Source organism: Paragemmobacter straminiformis, assembly GCF_014243445.1.
GTDB classification, from domain to species: domain Bacteria; phylum Pseudomonadota; class Alphaproteobacteria; order Rhodobacterales; family Rhodobacteraceae; genus Paragemmobacter; species Paragemmobacter straminiformis.
In genome coordinates this window covers 191,244-206,437 of sequence record NZ_JACLQD010000004.1, presented here as the reverse complement: position 1 = coordinate 206,437, position 15,194 = coordinate 191,244, and the positions used below count along the sequence as shown (strand labels likewise).

General features: G+C 67.4%; 12 protein-coding genes. All 12 read right to left on the bottom strand.

The features are described from left to right. Window positions 1-11 precede the first annotated feature (11 nt). The 12 genes from H7F16_RS14350 to H7F16_RS14300 all read right to left on the bottom strand — a co-directional run bounded on the left by H7F16_RS14350 (window position 12) and on the right by H7F16_RS14300 (window position 15,094). On the bottom strand, window positions 12-1,562 hold the full coding sequence (locus H7F16_RS14350; protein WP_185798309.1) for an ABC transporter substrate-binding protein: 1,551 nt from the start codon (window positions 1,560-1,562) through the stop codon (window positions 12-14). Next, window positions 1,546-2,532, bottom strand: coding sequence for an oligopeptide/dipeptide ABC transporter ATP-binding protein (locus H7F16_RS14345; RefSeq protein ID WP_185798308.1), 987 nt, complete (start codon window positions 2,530-2,532; stop codon window positions 1,546-1,548). Before H7F16_RS14345 ends, H7F16_RS14350 begins: the two co-directional genes overlap by 17 nt. Continuing rightward, window positions 2,529-3,488: an ABC transporter ATP-binding protein gene (locus tag H7F16_RS14340; protein WP_185798307.1), complete on the bottom strand. Its 960-nt coding sequence runs from the start codon at window positions 3,486-3,488 to the stop codon at window positions 2,529-2,531. The genes H7F16_RS14345 and H7F16_RS14340 overlap by 4 nt, the downstream gene beginning before the upstream one ends. Further along, window positions 3,485-4,360 carry an ABC transporter permease gene (locus tag H7F16_RS14335; protein WP_185798306.1) on the bottom strand — a complete coding sequence of 292 codons (876 nt, stop codon included), beginning with the start codon at window positions 4,358-4,360 and terminating at the stop codon, window positions 3,485-3,487. The genes H7F16_RS14340 and H7F16_RS14335 overlap by 4 nt, the downstream gene beginning before the upstream one ends. Further along, a complete protein-coding gene (locus tag H7F16_RS14330) occupies window positions 4,344-5,294 on the bottom strand; it encodes an ABC transporter permease (protein ID WP_185798305.1) in 951 nt (316 codons plus the stop codon). Before H7F16_RS14330 ends, H7F16_RS14335 begins: the two co-directional genes overlap by 17 nt. A gap of 21 nt (window positions 5,295-5,315) precedes the next feature. Continuing rightward, window positions 5,316-7,346 carry a CocE/NonD family hydrolase gene (locus tag H7F16_RS14325; RefSeq protein ID WP_206682606.1) on the bottom strand — a complete coding sequence of 677 codons (2,031 nt, stop codon included), beginning with the start codon at window positions 7,344-7,346 and terminating at the stop codon, window positions 5,316-5,318. Next, entirely contained in the window at window positions 7,346-8,869 is a 1,524-nt protein-coding gene (locus tag H7F16_RS14320; RefSeq protein WP_185798304.1) for a trimethylamine methyltransferase family protein, read from the bottom strand. The genes H7F16_RS14325 and H7F16_RS14320 overlap by 1 nt, the downstream gene beginning before the upstream one ends. Continuing rightward, window positions 8,866-10,929 (bottom strand): oxidoreductase, encoded by a 2,064-nt coding sequence (locus tag H7F16_RS14315; protein ID WP_185798303.1) that lies wholly within the window; start codon window positions 10,927-10,929, stop codon window positions 8,866-8,868. Before H7F16_RS14315 ends, H7F16_RS14320 begins: the two co-directional genes overlap by 4 nt. A 170-nt stretch (window positions 10,930-11,099) precedes the next feature. Next, entirely contained in the window at window positions 11,100-12,278 is a 1,179-nt protein-coding gene (locus H7F16_RS14310) for an MFS transporter (RefSeq protein WP_338402014.1), read from the bottom strand. 5 nt (window positions 12,279-12,283) lie between these two features. After that, window positions 12,284-12,928 (bottom strand): phosphatase PAP2 family protein, encoded by a 645-nt coding sequence (locus H7F16_RS19695; RefSeq protein WP_241741458.1) that lies wholly within the window; start codon window positions 12,926-12,928, stop codon window positions 12,284-12,286. A gap of 211 nt (window positions 12,929-13,139) precedes the next feature. Continuing rightward, a complete protein-coding gene (locus tag H7F16_RS14305) occupies window positions 13,140-13,673 on the bottom strand; it encodes a c-type cytochrome (protein WP_206682605.1) in 534 nt (177 codons plus the stop codon). A 20-nt stretch (window positions 13,674-13,693) separates the two neighbouring features. After that, on the bottom strand, window positions 13,694-15,094 hold the full coding sequence (locus H7F16_RS14300) for an FAD-binding oxidoreductase (protein ID WP_185798301.1): 1,401 nt from the start codon (window positions 15,092-15,094) through the stop codon (window positions 13,694-13,696). Window positions 15,095-15,194 lie beyond the last annotated feature (100 nt).

Here is a 15,194-nt window from a genome sequence, read left to right as displayed (position 1 = left end):
CGCGCCCTCCGTCAGGCCTTTCGGAAACCGACGGGATCGGGATGCCCGTCGGCAAGGATCACCGGCACCAGATCGGCGTCGTGGATCGCAAGATAGGGTTCGAAACAGATGAAGATGAACGCCCCCGACTCTTCCATGATATCCTCCATCCGGTTGAACATGGCGCGGCGCTTTGCCGTGTCCTGCTCGATCGTCGAGGCCTGATACAGGCTCTCATACTCCGGATTGTCGAAAAAGGACCAGTTGTAGATGCCGATCTGGTCGGGACGGAACCAGACGAGGTTTTCGGTCGGGTCGATCCCGCCCGCAAAGTTCATCAGCACCAGTTCGACCGACTTGTACCCCTCGCCCGCCGTCTTGTCGCCCAGCGCCCAGTAGGCCGCTTCCTCGACCGGCTGGATGTTGATGGTGATGCCCGCCTCGCCAAGGTTGGCCTGTATGATCTGGGCGATGGTCTGGCTGGTGCCATCGGTCAGGGTATAGAGGTCGAGTTCAAGCCCCTCGGCCCCCGCTTCGGCCAAGAGCGCCTTTGCCTTGTCAACGTCGCGCGCCGCGATCAGGTTCGAGGGCCGCGCGTAGCCCGAGGTGGGTGGCACGACGCCCGTCGAACGCGCCACCAGCCCGTCATAGGCGCCGTCCAGAACCGCCTGCCCGTCATAGGCATACTGGATCGCCTGCCGGACGCGGATGTCCTTGAGCGGTTCGGCATTCATGTTGATCGTAAGCCACGCATAGCGCGTGCCGGGCGCTTCGATCAGCGCGGCGCCTTGGGGTGTGTTGTCCCTGAGCTGCGCCGCCGCGCCGACGGCAAGGCGCGTAAAGTCGTAGGCGTCGGCCTCGTAGGCCAGTTGCGCCGCCTGATCGTCGGTGACGATGTAGAATTCAACGCGGTCGAACGCGGGTTTTTCGCCGGTCCAGTCGGGGTTGGCCTTGAGCGTGACCTTCTGGTTCTGCTCCCACGTGTCGAAAAGATAGGGGCCGCATTGCGCGGGAATTTCCGTGGTGTAGCTGCCCCCCACCGCCTCGACGGCCTTTTGGCTGACGATATGGCCGCCGTAATAGGGAAGCGCGATGACAAGGAAGGGCGCGAAGGGTTCGGTCAGGTGAATGACGCCGTTGCGGTCGTCGATGACCTCGACTTCTTTCAGCTTTTCGAACTGGTAGGCCCATGCGCTGTCGGAGCCTGCGATCCGCTCGAAGGAAAATTTCACATCCGCCGCAGTGACCGGGCCGTAATCGCCCGTCCATTTCAGACCTTCGCGCAGGGTGAAGGCCAGCTTCGTGTCGTCGAGCCATTCGATCTTTTCGGCAGCCCAGGGGCGCCACTGGTTGCCATCGCGCATGTCGCCAAGGCGAACCAGCGTTACATTGGTGCAGCGCGGGATGATGTCGTCGAGTTCGCCGATGATGCCGAAGGGATCGAGAACCTGGAAGTCGGCGATGACGCGCAGCCGCAAGGTGGTTCCATCGGCGGCCCAGGCAAAGCGCGGCAAGGCGGCAGCGGCAGCCAGCCCCGCGCCTGCGGCTTTCAGAAATCCGCGACGGTCAGTTCTCCAGTGCATGGTGGTCTCCCTGTTCCTGATGGTGATCGGCGAAATGGCAGCGGGCCAGACGCCCGCTTGTGGTGGGGCGAAGGTCGGGCGCGGTTGCGCGGCAGAGGTCGCGCGCCAAGGGGCAGCGGGTGTGAAACTCGCAGCCCGCAGGACGGCGCAGGACCGATGGCATCTCGCCCCGGATCGCAAGATCGGCGCGGCGCTTGCGCGGGTCGGGTTTGGGTTCGGCCGCGACAAGGCTTGCGGTATAGGGATGGGCCGGGGCGGCGAAAACCTGGGCCGTGGGCCCCTCTTCGACCACGCGGCCGAGGTAGAGCACCACGATGCGGTCGGCGACGTGGCGCACAAGCGCGAGGTTGTGGGTGATGATGAGATAGGCCAGCCCCATGTCGCGGCGCAGATCGGCCATCAGGTTCAGAACCTCGGCCTGAACCGAGACATCGAGGCCGGCGGTCGGTTCGTCGGCGATCACCAGTCGCGGACGCAGGGCGAGCGCCCGCGCCACGCCCACCCGCCGTGCCTGCCCGCCCGACAGTTCGTGCGGGTAGCGGTCGGCAATCGCGGGCGGCAGACCGACGGTCGCCAGAAGATCGCGCGCCATGCGGGCGGGATCGGGCAACGGCTGGCGATGGATCCGGAACGGCTCGGTCACCAGATAGCCGACCGTCAGGCGCGGCGAGAGCGAGGCGGTGGCATCCTGGAACATCATCGCGGCATCACGGCGCAGGCGGGAAAACCCGTCGCGCCCGGCGATGGCCGTGCCGTCGAAATGCACCTCGCCCGCGGTGACGGCCTGAAGGCCCATCACGGCGCGGGCCAGCGTGGTCTTGCCCGACCCGCTTTCCCCGACAAGCGCCACGCTTTCCCCGCGCCCGACCGACAGGTTGACATCCCTGAGGATCGGCAGCCCCGCGCGCGTCAGGAAGCCGCCCAGCGGCAGATCGACATCGACATGCCGCAGGTCAAGAACCGGGGTCATTCGGCCCCCCTGTGGCACAGCACCGACCGGCCTGCCGAGGGTCTTTGGCGCGGCACGGGTTCACGGCAGGATACGGCGGCGACGCGGCACCGCGGCTCGAACGCGCAGCCGCGCGGCGGTGCGCTCAGGTCCGGCAGCCGCCCGCCGATGGTCGGCAGGCGGCCCGAGGACGGATCGACCACGGCCGGATCGCAGGCCAGCAGCGCACGGGTGTAGGGATGCTGCGGATCGTGGAAAATCGCATCGACCGCGCCTTCTTCGACCACCTGGCCCGCATACATCACGGCCACCCTGTCGCACAGTTCGGCAATCACCCCCAGATGGTGGGTGACGATCACGATGGCCCCGTCAAAGCTGGTGCGCAGGTCGCGGAAAAGATGGATGATCTGCGCCTCCATCGTCACATCGAGCGCGGTGGTCGGTTCATCGGCGATCAGAACGTCGGGTTGCATCAGCAAGGCGGCGGCAATCGCCACCCGCTGCCGCATGCCGCCCGACAATTCATGCGGATAGCGCCCGAGGCAGGACCGCGCATCGGGAATGCCGACCCGCGTCAGCATGGCGGCAAGGCGTTCGGGTTGTGCCAGACCGGTGTCATGCGCCCCGACGAAATCGGCCAGTTGCCGACCGATGGTCAGCACGGGGTTGAACGCCGTCATCGGGTCCTGGAACACCATCGCCACCGATTTGCCGCGCAGGGCGCGCTGTGCCGCAGGCGGCAGGCGCAGGATATCGGTGCCGTTCAGCCGCACCGCCCCCTGCCCGACCCGCGCGCCGGCCGGCAAAAGGTTGATCATCGCCGCCGCCAGCGTGGACTTGCCGCAGCCGCTTTCGCCCATGATCCCCAGCACCTCGCCGCGCGCGACCGACAGGGAGACGTCGCGCACCGCCTGAAGCGCCCCGCCCTGCATGCGATATGCGACCGACAGGTTCTGAACTTCCAGCACAGCCGTCATGTCCACCGCCTTCCGGCGCCGCGCGGGTCAAGAACGTCGCGCAACCCCTCGCCCAGAAAGGTGAAACCGAGCGTTGCCAGCACAAGCGGGATACCCGCCACGATCACCACATGCGGCGCCTGACGCAGCGAGGTGTAACCCTCGGCCAGAATATTGCCCCATGACGGCGAGGGCGGCTTTACCCCGAGGTTCAGATAGCTCAGCCCCGCCTCGAGCATGATGATGACGGGAATGTCCATGCAAATCAGGATGACCAGCGGCCCGACCACATTCGGAAGAAGGTGGCGGAAGATGATGCGGCCCGCCCCCGCCCCCATGGCCCGTTCGGCAAGGATGAAATCGGCACCGGCAAGCGTGAGCGTCTGGGTCCGGATCAGCCGCGCATAGGCAGGAAAGGACACAAGCACGATGACAAGGATCAGCGTCGCGGTCCCCGGCCCCAGCACGGTGATCACCGCCAGCGCGAAGAAGATCATCGGCAGCGACGACAGGCTGTCGAACACCAGCACCAGCAGGCTGTCGAGCCAGCGCGGCCCGTATCCGGCAACCAGACCCAGAACCAGCCCGATTGCCCCCGCTATCCCGACCGAGGTGATCGCGATCCCCAAAGCGAGCCTTGCCCCCCAGATGATGCGCGACAGCAGGTCGCGGCCGAGATGGTCGGTTCCGGCCCAATGCGCGGCCGAAGGCGCGACGAACTTGGCCTTTACGTCCAGCGCAACCGGATCGTAGGGCGCGATGCAAGGCGCAAGCAGCGCCATTGCGACAAAGGCTGCGACGATCACCAATCCCGCCAGCCCCATCGGATCGCCCAGCAGGGCGCGTCCCATTCCGCGACGGCCACGCGAGGGCGGGTCAAGAGCGAAGGACATCACGCACCCTCGGGTCAAGCCGCGCGATCAGCAGATCGGCAGTGGTGACGATCATCAGGTAGAAGGCGGTCATGAACAGCACCGTGCCCATCACCACCGGATAGTTGCGCTTCTCGACCGCCGCCGTGATCAGCGTGCCGATGCCGGGGCGGGAGAACACGCTTTCCACGAAGACCGCGCTTGAAAGGATGCCGCCGAACCCCACCGCCAGAACCGAGAGTGTCGGCACGATGGCGACCCGCAAGGCATGGCGAAAGACGATGTCGCCCTCGCGCATGCCGAAGGCGCGGGCGGTGCGGATGTGGGGCGCCTCCATCACCTCGAGCATCGAGGCGCGGATCAGGCGTGCCAGATACCCGACCCAGCCCAGCCCCAGCGCAAAGGCGGGCAGGATCAGCGCGCGGGCCTGACTGGCGAAATCGCCCGCCTCGCCCGCGCCGATGGCCGGAAGCCAGTTGAGCCAGACCGCGAAGAGGATCAGCGCATAGATGGCGATCACGAAGGATGGCACGGAAATCACGCTGACCGACAGCACGCCCAGCATCCGGTCTACGACCGTATCGCGCCAGACCACCGCGGCGCAGCCCAGCAGCACGCCTAGCGCCAGCGCCCAGCCCAGCGCCACCACGCCAAGAAGCAGCGTCCTTGGAAACACCTCGAGAATCTGGTCCAGCACGGGACGTTTCGACCACACATCGGTGCCAAGGTCGCCTTGCAGCACATTGCCGAAGAAAATCCCGATCTGCGCAAGGATCGGCTGGTCCAGCCCCATCCTCTCGCGCAGCACCTCTTTCAGCTCGGGCGTCGCGCGCGGACCCAGCGCCAGCGAGGCCGGATCGCCCGGCACCAGAAAGACCATGCCATACATGGCCGTCATCACCACGACCAGGATCAGGAGCGACAGCCCCACGCGCCGGATCGCATAGGCCAGCATCAGCGTCGCCCCCTTGTCCGGTCAGATATGGTCACGCGGAATCCTTTCCTGCCAGTCGCGCGCGAAAACCTCGGCCCCGTTCTCGGTGATGCGAAGGCGCATGGTCACGATGAAATGCGTCGCATCGCAGGACAGGGCGCCTTCGCTTTCATGGGTGAACAGGCCGTCCGGCCGTTCGATCTGCACGGTGTAGCGTGTCTCGCAGCGCGCGCTGAGCGGGTCGTCCCCGGTGATCCGGTAGCGGGCAAGGCCGGTGCCGCGGTGGGTCTGGCCGATGGCGGGCATCGCGGTCGCATAGGTCCAGCGCGGAAAGTCCACCACGCTTTCACCGCTGAGCAGGTCGCGGGTGACGGTGCGGCGGATCAGGGCTGCGACGGGATCGGGCGGCAGATCGTGTTGCGCGTCAGCCTCGGCCGCCTCGGGCGGGTCAAAGGCCCGCAGGGCGGCGTCTTCGGGGCGTGGCGGGCGGACGGGGAGCGTCAGCGCGCTGTCGCCAAGATGGACGGTCAGGGTGGCAAGTTCGGGCGAGGGCCAGACGATGGGCCAATAGACGGTCGAGATGGAAACCGCGATGCGGTGACCGGCCGGAAAGCTGTGCGCGATGTCGTCCAGATCGACCACGGCCGTCTCGACCTGCCCCGGCACCAGCGGTTGCGGGGTTCCGTGTCCGTGACGGTGGCACAGGTTCAGATGCCCGATGGCAACGCGCGTCGAGGCCCCGCCGGGGGCCACATCGTTGACGCGCACCGACACCAGCGCAAAGGGTTTGTCACTGGCAAATCGCAGGGTGAGCTGTGGCGCGCCAAGGATTTCCAAGGGTGCCGCAAGCGGCGCAGTCACAAAGACCAGCGACCCGCCGTCATCCTCGCGCTGGTCGGTCGCCCATTCTGCCGCGTCGCCATAGCGGCCGACCTCGCCCGCCGTAAGCCCCACCCAGAGCGGCGAGCAGATGCTGGCGGTGCCCGCACCCGCCCCGCCCAGCAGGCCGTTGGCCCCCAGCGCCATACGCTGCGGCCGGATGCGGGGCGAGGGCCAGATATCCTCGGCCACCCAGCGGCCCGGTCGCGCGTGGTAGCAGGTGCGCGGCGGAACGTGATCCTGCATCCAGACACGCAGCATCGGTTCGTCCATGATCCCGGTGTCGCGGCCCTTCAACCAGTGATCGCACCAGCGCAGCACCTCTTGCAGCCAGCCGATGGCAGGTTCGACCGTCACCGAATGCGGGAAGGAATGCGCCCAAGGCCCGATCAGCCCGAGCCGTGGCCCCGACAGGCCCGCAAGCAGGCGCGGCACCGCTTCGGAATAGTTGTCGGCCCAGCCCGAGACGGCATAGACGGGGATGGTGATCTTCGAAAAATCCTCGCAGACCGATCCGTGCCGCCAATAGGCGTCGCGCGACTGGTGTTGCAGCCAGCGGAGGATCCAAGGCGCATTCGCCTCGCGCCGCGCGGCCCACATCGCGCGCCACGCCCCGCCCACGATGGCGGGGTCGGGCGGCAAGTCCTGCATCGCGAACATGGTCGACGACCAGTCGAAATTGTCCTTGGACAGGCAGCCGCCGACCCAGTGGATATCGGTGGCATAGCGGTCGTCGGTCGACCCGACGGTGATGACCGTCCTGAGCGCGGGCGGGCGGAGGGCGGCGATCTGAAGCCCGTTGAAGCCGCCCCAGCTGATCCCGTACATCGCCACCTGACCGTCGCACCAGTCCTGCGCGGCAAGCCATGCGATGGCGGCGACCCCGTCCGACAGTTCCTGCGCAGAGTATTCATCTGTCAGGATGCCTTCGCTGTCGCCGGTGCCGCGGATGTCGAGCCGCAGGCAGGCATAGCCGTGGCGGGCAAGGTAGCGGTGCATTCCTTCGTCGCGCGCGCGGGTTCCATCGCGCTTGCGGTAGGGCAGATATTCAAGGATCAGCGGCACCTTGCCCGCCCCGTCCGGCCGCCAGAGCCGTCCGGCCAGACGCGTGCCGTCGGGAAGGGGAACCCAGATGTTCTCTTCTTCGATCAGGCCGAAGGGATAGTCGGTGCGGATGTCCAAACGCTGTCCCATCAGTTCATCGGCGCCCCGCCTTCGGCCTTGCGGCGGGTGACATAGGCGTGCAGCGCCTCGTCGACGGCAGGGTCGAGGGCGGGGTCAACCTGCGCGGCCAGAAGTTCCTTCCACAGGCTGTTGGCGCGGGTTCGCGCGTCGATACTCCCCTTGGACAGCCAGTTCGGATGGTTGTCCCAGTTCGACAGCATCGGGGTATGGAAGGCCGTCTCGTAGCGTTCCATCGTATGGGCCGTGCCGAAAAAATGCCCCCCCGCTCCGGCCTCGCGGATCGCGTCGAGGGCAAGCGCGCCGGGATCGGTTGCCATCGGCTCGAAGTAGGCGTCCATCATTTGCAGCATTTCGGCGTCGAGGATCAGCTTTTCGAAACTCGCCGTCAGGCCGCCGTGCAGCCAACCCGCCGCGTGGTTCAGCAGATGCGCCCCGCCGGTCAGCGCGCCCCAGAGCGCCATCTGCGATTCATAGGCCGCCTGCGCATCGACCTCGTTCGCGGCCGTCACGTTGGACGAGCGGAAAGGCACACCGATATGGCGGGCAAGCTGCCCCGAAGCCTGCGCGGCCTTGGCATATTCGGGCGTCCCGAAAGCAGGCGCGCCCGACCGCATGTCGACGTTCGAGGTGAAGCCCCCGTACATCACCGGCACTCCCGGACGAACGATCTGGGTCAGCACGATGCCGGCAATCGCCTCGGCATGTTGCAGCACCAGCGCCCCCGCCAGCGTCACCGGCGCCATCGCTCCGGCAAGCGTGAAGGGGGTGATCACGTTCACCTGCCCATGCGCGGCGAGGGCGATCAGCCCCTCGGCCATAGGCACGTCGAGTTGCAGCGGAGAGTTGGTGTTGATGATGCCCAGAAGAACCGGACGGTGGCAAAGCCCCTCGGGCGTCGTGCCGAGCATGATCGCCGCCATCTCGATCCCGTCCATCGTGCGGGCATGGCCAAGGGTCTGGGTTTGCCAGCTTTTATCCAGAAGCCGGATCTGCGCGTGGTAGATGTCCAGATGCCGCGTGTTGGCGGGCAGGTCGAGCGGTTCGAACGGTCCGCCGCCTTCCTGATGGATCACGTTCAGCCCTTGGATCAGGCGCATGTAATCGCACATCTCGGCGAATGTGCCATCGCGGCGGCCCTTGTCGTTGCACATCACATAGGCCGGCCCGCCGACCGCGCCATAGACGCACCAGCCCCCGCCGATGCGGAGGTTCCGCGCGGGGTTCCGCGCCTCGAGCGTGAAGCCCGCCGGAACCGTCTTAAGGCGTTCGGCCACAAGCCCCGCGTCCAGACGCACCGTCTCGTCCACCACTTCGGCCCCCGCCGAGGCATAAAGCGCCCGCGCCGGAGCGTGCAGCACCCGCAGTCCCTGCCGCCCCAGCACATCGAGCGCCGCAAGGTGGATGGCCGATACCTGATCGTCGCTGATGATCCTGACCGGTGGCATCTGCCGTTCGACCTGACCCCAGGGGCGCTGCGGAACGCCGCCCATTGCGCGGTCGGCCTGCCGTCTGCGCCCCTCGGCCCGGTTCATTCGGCGGCCTCGGGCAGTTGGAAATCGCGCGCCGCAAAGGGCGCATCCCGACGCACGACCACCTTTTCCACCCCCAGTTCGCGCGCCGTCTTGTGCCCCTGATAGATGGCATGGACGATGGCGCCGGGCGCATTCGCATCGCCGGTCAGATGCAGCCTGCGCGGTGCCGCGTCTTCGGCCAAAGCCGCGTGCAGCGCACTGCCGCCCGCGCGATAGCCCACGATCACCAGCGAACGGGCCGCGATGCGCCGCTCCTCGCCGCTGAAGATCTGCGCAAGCCGCACCTCCTCGCCATCGAAGCCGGTCACCACCTCGAGCGTGCGCAGGGCGATGCCCTTGGCCGCAAAGGATTGATGCACCAAGGGCTGCTCGTTGGTCATGAACCCCCATGCCGCCGCCGCCCCTGCCGTGGTGATATAGGTCACCCCCAGATGCGCCAGCGACTCGGCCACGGCCGATCCGAGGTAGTAGTTGTCGTAGTCGAACACCGCCACCGGCCCCTCGGGGACGGCACCGGCGGCAAGATCGTCGGGCGTATAGACCCGTGGTGCGACCAGCGGCCCCGAGGGAAGCTCGTTCGTGCCGCACAGATGCGGCAGCCAGCGCGCGCCGGTGGCTATGACCACATGATCGGCGCCAAAGTCGCGCACATCTGCCGCCGAAAGCTCGCTTTCGGGATAAAGCGAGACGTTGGGCAGTTTGCGCAGCTGGCCCATGCGGTAGTCGACCACGCGGTGCCATTGCCCCAATCCCGGCAAGCGGCTTTCCCAGCGCAGACGCCCGCCGAAATCGCGCGCGCGGTCGGCCAGCGCCACCTCGTGGCCACGGCGCGCCAGCGTCAGCGCCGCCTCGAGCCCCGAGGGGCCGGCGCCCACCACCAGCACCGAGCCCGACGCATCGCGCCGCACGATCTCGGGGTGCCAGCCGCGCCGCCATTCCTCGCCCGCGGTCGGGTTCTGCGTGCAGCGCACCCAGACCCCGTCATGCCAGCTCGAGATGCAGAGATTGCAGCCGATGCATTCGCGGATGTCCTCGACCCGGCCTTCCTCGATCTTCTTCGGCAGGAAAGGATCGGCGATCGAGGGCCGCGCGCCGCCGATGAAATCCAGCACGCCGCGCCGGATCATCGATACCATCGTGTCGGGGCTGGTGAAGCGGCCGACGCCCACCACCGGCTTGTCGGTCACGGACTTCAGGAAATCCACCACCGCCTCGTGGCTGCCCTCGGCCGTGTAGCGGCTCGCGGCACAGTCGAACGCGGAGTAGTCCATCTTCACATCGAAAAGGTCCGGCGCATCCTTCAGATAGCCGATGACCTCGTGCGCCTCGGTCGGGGCCACGTCAGAGGGGCGGGCGCGCAATTCCTGCATCGAAATCCGCAGGGCCACGGCGCAGCGGCCCTTTGTCGCCTCGCGCACGGCGTCGATCAGTTGTTCGACCAGCCGCACGCGGTTGCGCACCGACCCGCCGTAGCTGTCCGTGCGCTGGTTATAGTCGGACAGCAGGAACTGATAGGGCAGATAGCCCATGCCCGCATAGACATAGAGGATGTCGAAGCCCGCCTCCTCGGCCTTGATGGCCGCTTCGGCGTGCCAGCGGATCAGGTTGCGGATGTCGGCGGCGTCCATCACACGGGGGCGGGCCGAGGACATGAACGGAACATGCGTCGCCATCCACGGAATGCCCGAGGGCGAGAGGGGCGCATGCCGCGTGGTCCGGTTCACCGCCGCAGCGCCACCGTGCCACAGCTCGACCGCCGCCAGCGACCCGTGACGATGGGCGGCCTCGGTCATCAGGGCATGGCTGCGCACATCGGCCTGATCCCAGAGCGTGGCAAAGGGAAAGGGGCTGTCGTCCGAGGAGGGATCGACCGAACAGGCCCCCGTCGACACGACGGCCCAGCCGCCCTCGGCCTTGGCTTCGCGGAAAGCGGCCCTGACATGGGGTGCGGCATTGGTCATGCCCGAGGCGTGCGGCACCTGAAAGAACCGGTTCCGCGCCAGCTTTGGCCCGATCCGGACAGGTTCGAAAAGTATGTCGAAGCGCGGGTCACGCGGCATGCCAAGCCCCCAATCGAATCCTTACTGAACGAATGTATAGTATCAGTGCGACACAATGGCGCAACTGATCTCTTCAGGCGGGCAAAACGCGTGATCGGCAGGGCGCGCCCAATGGCACGGCCCCCGTCGCGACAAGGGGTGGCGGCGGATGGCAGCGCGGCGCGGGCGGCTCAGGGCAGGCGGTGCGGGCGCGACCTTTGCACCAGAATCAACGCCGCCGCAGCGAAGACCGCGCCCAGAAGAAAGGTGGTCTCCGCCCCGAACCTGTCCCATGCAAGACCCGCGATACCGCTGGCAAGAAGCAGCGCCAAACCGCTGACAAGGTTGAAGAAACCAAAGGCCGTTCCGCGCAGGTCGGGCGGTGCGGTTGCCGCGACCATCGCGGCAAGCAGCCCTTGCGTCATGCCCATGTGCAGCCCCCAAAGCGCGACGCCCGCCATGACGACGGGCCATGCACGGGACGAGGCGAGGATCAGGTCGGCCACGACCAGCAGCGCGAGGCCCGCCGCAAGCAGGCCGCGATGGCTGACCCGGTCCGAAAGCCGGCCGAGCGGATAGGCCGACAGCGCGTAGACCGCATTCATCGCCACCATGACCAGCGGCACGGCGGCAAGCGGGATACCCGTTTGCTGGGCGCGCAGCACAAGGAAGGCTTCGCTGAAACGCGCAAGTGTAAAGACCGCGCCGATGCCGACGACAGCCCAGTAGGCGGCCGGAAGCCGGTTCAGGTTCTGCCGCGTGATCGGATTGCGGCGCCTTTCGCCCGAAGCCTTGGCCGGTTCGCGGATGCCCACCGCAAGCAGCAAGACGGACAAGGCGGCGGGAACGGTCGCGATCCAAAAGACCAGACGGAAGTCATTTGCAAAAAGTAGCATCAGCCCCACCGCCAGCAAGGGCCCCGCAAAGGCGCCGACCGTGTCGAGCGACTGGCGCAAGCCAAAGGCCGCGCCGCGCAGATGCGGGGGGGCAAGGTCGGCCACCAGCGCATCGCGCGGCGCGCCACGGATGCCCTTGCCGACCCTGTCTGCCAGCCGCGCCACGATGACCGTATCGACCGACGAGGCCAGCGCGAAGAGCGGCTTGCTGGCCGCCCCGAGGCCGTAACCGAGCAGCGCCAGTTCCTTGCGTCGCCCGACCCAGTCGCTCAGCACGCCCGAGAACACCTTGACGATCAGCGCCGTGGCTTCGGCCGCGCCCTCGATCAGCCCGATGGCAAGCGCGCTGCTGCCCAGTCCGGTGACGAGAAAAAGCGGCAGAAGGCTGTGGATCATCTCGGACGAGATGTCCATCAGCAGGCTGACGAAACCCAGAACCCAGATCGCCGCCGGTATGCCGCTTTTGCGGATCACCTGCTTCACCGACCGCGCGGAAAGAGGCGGGCAGAGAGGTGCAGACGCGCGAGGACCGTCTCGTAAAGCACCAGAAGCAGGGGGTAGGCCCGCGCGTGCAGTGGCGCGGCAAGGGCGCGGACGAGCAGCGTCGAGACAAGGGCGACGACCAGCCCACCGATCATGTCCAGCGGGAAATGCACGCCCAGATAGACCCGCGACCATGCCGTGGCCAAGGCCAGCGCGGCAAAGGCGAACCCTGCCCCCCCCGTCGCTGCCCCCCCCGTCGCTGCCCCCCGCGTCGCTGCTGCCCAAAGCAGCGGCAGGGCAAGGCCGAACAGCAGCGTCGCGTGATCGCTCGGGAAAGACGCCTCGGCGGCATGGGGCATGAACTGGTGGCCCAGCCCAAGCTCGAAGGGACGCGGGTGATACCACAGATGCGTGATCCCTTGCGCGATTGAAAGTCCGACAAGTGCTGCCAGCGCCGCATCCAGCAGGTGCAACCGCGTCAGGCGGTCGCGCCTGATCCAGAGAAGAACCATCCCCGCCGCCGCCGCGAATGGCGCTGCTTCGGCCAGAATGCGGGCCAGAAGCACAAGGGCATGCGGAGAGGCCATATCCGCGTTCAGCGCCGTGAACAGGGCTGCGTTCCAGCCTTCGATCCGGTTCATATGCGCGCCCCTGCCCTGCCCAATGCCGCAAGGCTATCAGCCTTGGCCTGCGGGGCAAAGGCAGGGTCGCGGCCGCAGCCTTCACATTTGCGATGACAGGCCCCCGCAGGGTGGTTGCGCCTTGCGATGCGGGATGCCCGAACACCCCGCCGCGATATCCGTCGCAGAACCGCCCGCCCGTCCGTCGCCGAAGGGGCGGGGGACCGCAGGCTCAACCGGCCGGAGGGATGACCCGCATCACGAAGGACGGGGCCGCCTCTCCCTCGGGTATCGGACCCGGCACCTTGTTCGACACCGGATCGAGCGATTGCAGATAGGCCGCGATGGCATAGGCATCCCCGTCCGTAAGCGTGCCGAGGTTCGGCCAAGGCATGACCGGCACAAGGCCCCTGCCATCCGGCCTTGCCCGGGTGCGGATGGCGGCGACGATCTCGTCGGCGCTCCATCCGCCCAGTCCGGTCGCGGTATCGGGCGTCAGGTTCGGCCCGTAGACCACCCCCACCCCCGGCACCTCGAACCCGACATCCGATCCGCCGAGAAAGCGGTCCATATCGGGCTGGCCAAGGAAATGCCCGGGCGTGTGGCAATCACCGCAGCCCGCAATCTGGACGAGGTAACGCCCCCGCTCGATCTGGGCCGCGTCGTCGGCGGCGGCACCGGTGCCGAAGCTGGCCAGAAGCAGCGAGAGCATCGGCCCCGCCGCGCGCGCCATGCCCGAAGGCAAGAAGTCAAAGTCCGTTCGCATCTGTTTTCTCTCTTTTGCGGTCATTCGGCGGCAATCGCGGCGGGCGCTTCGGCCATGTCCTGCACGGTGCGACCGGCAAAGACTGCTTGCGGGTCGTATTTGCGGGCCAGGGCAGCAAGGTCTGCGCGGGCCTTGGCGCTGTGGCAGGCCTCCATCCGGCCTTGCCGTGCAAGGTCGGCGTGGCCCACGTATCGGCCCGTGGTGACCGGATCCAGCGCATCCATACCGTCGCGCAACCATGCAAGGTTGGCGGCATCCTCATCTGCCGAGGACCACGTCCCGTGCACGATCCCGCACACCGGACCGACCACCGACAGGGCCGCATCCGGCAGGCTGCGATGCAGGGCCGAGTTGCGGCCATAGATCACACCGATCGCATTCGACCGCGCCGAGGGCGCTTGTGCGATCATGCGGGCCAGACCGGCAAAGGTGGCATCGGCGTCCGCGCTCCACAGGCAGTCCACCCCGTAACGCGCGCCGTCCGGAAAGCGTTGGTCGACAAGGCCGTAGAGCGTGGCGAAATCGATCCGGCTGGGCGCGTTGTGGACAATCACCCCTTGGGGCAGCATGTCGCCCAGATGCGTCGCAATGCCGGTGATTTCGGCCATCGAAGCGGCATAGGCCGTCAGGATCACCGTGGCGAATTTCGCGTCGCCAAGGCCCGCTGCGGGCGGCGCTGCGGCAAGCGAAAGCGAAACCTCGGCATGGCCGGGCAGGACGTTGGCCAGACGCTTCATGCTGGCGGTCACCTCGGCCACCCGTGCGAGCGGATAGGTCCATGTCGCCACGGCCATCGCGGCAGGCAGCGGCATCAGCCGCAGCCAGAAGCGCGTGACGATGCCGAAGAACAGCGGGCCTGCCCCCCGCAGCGCCCAGAAGATGTCGGGATATTCGGTCTCGCTGACCATCACCGCGCGACCGTCGGCCAGCACCACCTCGGCCCGGTCGATCAGGTGGCAGGCGGCCCCCCATGTGCCCTCGTTCCAGCCGAAACCGCCGCCGAGCAGATAGCCGCCCATCGCCACGTCGCCGCAATGGCCCACCGGAAAGGCCAGCCCCTCGGCCGTCAGGGCGATGGCAAGGGCGAGGTTCTTCGCCGCGGGTCCGACCTCGGCGATCCGCGCCTCGCGGTCGACGGACACGGCGTCGAGCGCCGACAGGTCGATCGCCACGCCGTTCTGCATCGCGATGCCCGACCAGTTATGCCCACCCGAACGGGCCGAGGCGCGGTAGCCATGCGCGGCGGCATAGCGCACGGCGGCCTGCACATCGGCGGTCGAGGCCGCCTTGACGATCACGCGCGGCATCGCCTGCGGCTTGCGCCCGTTCCAGACCAACCCGTCACGCGCGGTGGCGAACCCCGCCTCGCCCTCGGTGACCACGTCACCGCCGATCTGGCGGCGGAGCGTTTCGATATCCATAGTCTCTTTCCTTCTGTCCATGATCCATTGCGCGGCGCGGTGCCGGCCCTTCCCTGTCCACGGCTTCCGCAAAACCACGCCATGTCCGAAGCCGCCCGCA